The 4,263-nt window shown below is 60.1% G+C and carries 5 protein-coding genes and 1 pseudogene; 3 read left to right on the top strand and 3 right to left on the bottom strand.

Annotated elements, in window-relative coordinates; translation table 11 throughout:
• On the bottom strand, positions 1-174 hold a 174-nt coding region (locus tag ACU0FH_RS00500), incomplete at its 3' end, for a transposase (RefSeq protein ID WP_446192908.1).
• 389 nt (positions 175-563) lie between these two features.
• Here ACU0FH_RS00500 and ACU0FH_RS00495 point away from each other — a divergent pair.
• The 3 genes and pseudogenes from ACU0FH_RS00495 (at position 564) to ACU0FH_RS00485 (ending at position 2,587) form a co-directional block, all read left to right on the top strand.
• Positions 564-1,178 (top strand): hypothetical protein, encoded by a 615-nt coding sequence (locus ACU0FH_RS00495; protein ID WP_088636326.1) that lies wholly within the window; start codon positions 564-566, stop codon positions 1,176-1,178.
• A gap of 50 nt (positions 1,179-1,228) precedes the next feature.
• Positions 1,229-2,133: pseudogene (locus tag ACU0FH_RS00490) on the top strand (transposase); the annotation flags it as partial.
• 169 nt (positions 2,134-2,302) lie between these two features.
• Positions 2,303-2,587: a WGR domain-containing protein gene (locus ACU0FH_RS00485; RefSeq protein ID WP_446192907.1), complete on the top strand. Its 285-nt coding sequence runs from the start codon at positions 2,303-2,305 to the stop codon at positions 2,585-2,587.
• A 326-nt stretch (positions 2,588-2,913) separates the two neighbouring features.
• Here the strand turns inward: ACU0FH_RS00485 and ACU0FH_RS00480 are convergent, their stop codons facing one another.
• A complete protein-coding gene (locus ACU0FH_RS00480; protein WP_446192906.1) occupies positions 2,914-3,477 on the bottom strand; it encodes a hypothetical protein in 564 nt (187 codons plus the stop codon).
• Between the two features lie 67 nt (positions 3,478-3,544).
• On the bottom strand, positions 3,545-4,138 hold the full coding sequence (locus ACU0FH_RS00475; protein WP_088636338.1) for a hypothetical protein: 594 nt from the start codon (positions 4,136-4,138) through the stop codon (positions 3,545-3,547).
• Between the last annotated feature and the right edge of the window lie 125 nt (positions 4,139-4,263).

The following is a 4,263-nucleotide window of genomic DNA, read 5'->3' as shown; positions in this document are numbered from 1 at the left end:
CGTCTGGATCGCGGTATCGCTATAGGTCTGCTGACGGCCACGTCTGCCTGTCGGCACGGCATCCCAGCTCATCTCCTGGTCGAACCAGATCGTCAGCGCGCCCCGGCGCTTGAGCGCTTCATTGTAGGCTGGCCAGTTCCTGGTCCTGTAGGTTGGGGGTGTCGGTCTGCTCATGCATCCCAGCTACCACTCTGAATTCACGAGATGAATCCCTCACCGGATTTGTGCAACAGAGCCGATCACGGCGGTAACGCTAATGGCCCCGCCCTATCGTCACCTATCTCCCTCAAACCAGCTCGAGCGGTTGATCTTCCGGGTTCTCGACGCTCTGGGGGCCCGCAACGAAGACATTGTCGATCAGGCGCACGGAGTCGATCCAGGTGGCCTCATCTGCCGCGATCCAGACTGACGTTGCGGCAATTGCGCGACTTCATGGGAGGAACCGTTTCCGCGCGCATTTGTGGACGCCCATCCTTCTCTCATGAAGTCCACCTCCGCCCGGCGGCAGGCCGCGAAGCGCCGGGTGCCCGCCGCGCAACCCCTATATACTGAAAGGCTCCGCCATGACCTTCGATCTCCTGCACGACCTTCCGGACTACGCTCCCGAACAGATGTCGGCCGACGCGGTTTTCACGCGTACCACGCAGGATGTGCTCCTGGCCAGTCTCGGCGATATCGAGGGATCACGCCGGCCTGCCGCTCCGGTGGCGCTCTGGCTGAAGCATTCTCTCGGCAACACGTGGTATGATTCGTGCTCCCGCCTGGTGACGGTTCTCAGCCATCGCGGCCCATGGATAGACAGGAGTCGGATGGAGGATCTTGATCCGGTCAGCCGGGCGCAGGTGTCGGAGGTTCTCGCCACATTCTTCCAGCAAGAGCACCTGTTCCGTATGGTATACGGCGACGTCGGGTTCGAAAGCCATGAGGTGATCGAATCCGTTCACTTCGCGAGCTTCAGCATGTTCTGGATTTCCGGCAGTTTCGACGACCTCGAGGAACACTGGGAGGGGAAAGATCGGCGCGAGGACTTCGAAATTCCTCACCACGCGCTCCTGAAAATCTGCGCCCGGTCCACAGCCGACGAAAAGGACGCGTGCCTGCAGCGTATGGAGATCCGCCGCGGCCTCCACCTTGTCCAGAGGTTCGGCGTGCTCGGGCAGGGAGACTTCGTCTTGTAGTGGGTGCGGCGCATTTGTCAGTCCGGACCGCGTGCAACCGATCGCCCACGGCCTGCGGAAAGGAGGAGTGGGACGCGACAGCGATCCATCCGACCGACGCGCCGAGGGCGGTTCGTGAGTATCTCGACACTTTGGACAAGGCAACGTTCGGCGCGGCCAGCGAGGCCCAGCCCAAGTTCACGTCCCATTCCGACCCGGCCAGCCAATGGACGGCAGCCCGTAAGGGCCCGGCATCCTTCAGCTATTCCGACAATTACCTGATCGACACCGACCATGGCGTCATCGTGGATGTTGGAGCTACCAGATCGATCCGCCAGGCCGAGGTCGGTTCGACCGAGACCATGCTGGAGCGCGTGAAGACCAAGTTCGACCTTCATCCAGAGCGGCTCATCGCGGATACCGCCTATGGCACCGCGTCAATGCTGGGCTGGCTGGTCGACCACAAGATCGCGCGCCACATTCCCGTATTCGACAAGTCAGGGCGCAATGACGGGACATGGACCCGCGCCGACTTTGAATCGGATGCGGAGAACAACCAATACATTTGCCCCGAGGGTCAGGAGCTGAAGCAGTTCCGCCGGAACTATTCCGACCCGAACCGGGGTCCTACATGGAAGGGAACTGCCCGTTATCGAGCGCTGAAAGAGGTCTGCCAGGCCTGTCCATCGAAGGCAAAGTGCTGCCCCAACGCGGATGCGCGCAAGATCATCCGTGAAGAACATGAGGATGCCCGGCAGGTCGCTCGTGAAATAGCCAAAACCGAGCAATACGTAATCTCAATGAAGCTGAGGAAGAAGGTCGAGATGCTCTTTGCCCATCTCAAGCGGATCCTCGGCCTCAACCGGCTCCGATTACGCGGCCCATGCGGCGCAAATTCCTCCTCCTCGCCGCAACCGCCCAGAACCTTCGGAAACTGGCCAAGATATTTCCTGCACCGCAGAAATCGCGAAGAGCCCAACAGAAAAGGCGTTCGCGCCTTCTCAAGTGGCCGATATTCTGCGCTCGCGACCGGGCGTTTTTCCACGGAATCGGCCTTCAGCGAGCATTCGTCTTATTCCGAGCTGGCTTCGAACCGAAGTAGAACATAGTGGAAAGATAGCTGTCCACCTGATATTGTGGCAATCATGAAGCTGACTCCCAATATGCTCCATATCGTCGAGAAGTTTGAGCCGATACCGACGAGTGTCGAGCTCAGGAGGATTGATCCCTCGCTCAACATGCGGCGGTTCTATCGCATGAGCCTGCAGCCTGATCTCTTCGGCGGTGTCGATGTGGTGCGTGAGTGGGGCTGGCTCGGGTGGCGGGGCCAATTCCTCATCCAGCGTCATTCTTGCGAGGATGAAGCAGTATCGTCGATGCTTGCACTCGAAACGGCGAAGCGAAGGAGGGGCTGCCGGTCAGCAGGCTGAAGCGGGTACTCAAGCTGTTTCACCAAATCGGACGCATTTGTGCGTTGCCTTTTGCTCACGCGAACATAACTAAATCACCTTGTCCGATGGTCAGGACCTTGCGGATTACATGCTCGGCGCATACATTGGGCTTGGGTGCAAGAGGCGGATCATGGCTAAAGGCACCCATCCTCCCTGTTGGACTTCGGCCGAGCTTGTCTCGGCTTTTTTTTTGACCGTCGTGGGTGCCCGCCATCTGGATGGGACCCATATAGTCTATCGCGACGGCCGATCCTGATGAACCGAGGCCGAACACGGACGACGTGCATCAGTTTTCAGGGATCAGCCTACTGGCCCCAGTCGAATGCGATCTCGGCGAGGAGCCGTTGTCCCGGTCCGTAGTTGTTGACCCGGAAGTCCACGATCTCATCGTCGCCACGCGTGTCGAAGCCGCCGGCCTCTATCACACCCGGAACGCCACTCGACCGGAGGCCTGGCAAGTGCGCCATCAGCTTCTGGGCGCCGTCATAGTCGCGGTCGTCGACATGTGCCCTGATCCGGTTTTCGAGATGCGTCTCGATGCCATCCGTGCGACCCGTCTTCAAGGTGGTGGTCGCCAGGGGTTCGGGAATGCCAAGCCCGGTCGCCATCCCGAGAAATATATCCCGGAACTGCATGTCGGGTTTGACCCATACCGCTCGCACACGGTCTGAGCTGCAAGCCGTCGTCTCGCCCAGCCCTTCCGAAACCACTCCGATGATCTCGAGATATGGATGGTCAAATTCATCGCTAAACTCTGCCACGAGATAGTCTTCCACGGCTTCGGTCAAAACCTCCATGTCGCAGTCGCGTGGCAGGGCAAAATCCGCTTCGTCGAGCAGGAGGCCCTTGTATCTGCGGTCGTTTCCCATGGTCTGTTCCTTTGTGCTTCTCTGTCGGGGAAGGTGGCTCCCCGACAATTTTCCGGTGTCGTTTGGTTCAATCTGCGATCGTCGCAAGCTCGAACGGTTCCGCCGCGGCGGCGCGCGCGAGGTTTTCGACCCTTGGGAGGGTCAGGCCCTTGCAGCACACAGACGCGGCATGCAGGTGGTCGAGCCAGCGCCATACGGTCTTCTCGAATGGGTCATTGCGCCGCAGAAAGTCCCGAGGGCGATCAATATCCCGCGTCACGAGGCACATTCTTGCCTCGGCCGTCGGCAGCGTGTCTTCATCGCTGGTCCGTCCGTTGCCATGGTGCAGGATGCCGATGGCGTCCGGGAAATAGACCACTTCGACAGGTCCCGGTCCGTGGCTTGCCTGGCGCATGCTTTTGGCGCGGGACAGGACAACGGTCGGCAGGTAGCGATCGTATGCGAGCGCGCGGGCGAAGACCCAAGCCGTCTCCGGGTTTGCATTCGCGGAGAGCATCATCGGTCCTTTGTGCATGGAGCGCCAAGCCTCCGGGTCGAGATACTGGCTGGCCAGCGGATTGCTCGCTTGGTCGAACGGGCCGCCACCGATCAGATCTTCGATGACATCGAGGGTGTGGTCTTCGTAGAGCCGTCGGACGGTATGGACGGGCAACAGGGTCATTGCACAGGTTCCTCTTCGAACTTGGGTCGGGTAGGCGTTTTCGGGGCGAAACGGTTCGGCGACATGGGTCATGCCTCCCAACCACGGACCAGGCACCCGTCAGCGCGCACATCCTCGAGCAGTAT

Source organism: Heliomarina sp., from assembly GCF_052826185.1.
The sequence above is the reverse complement of the archived record's forward strand: the minus strand, read 5'-3'. Positions and strand labels throughout refer to the sequence as shown.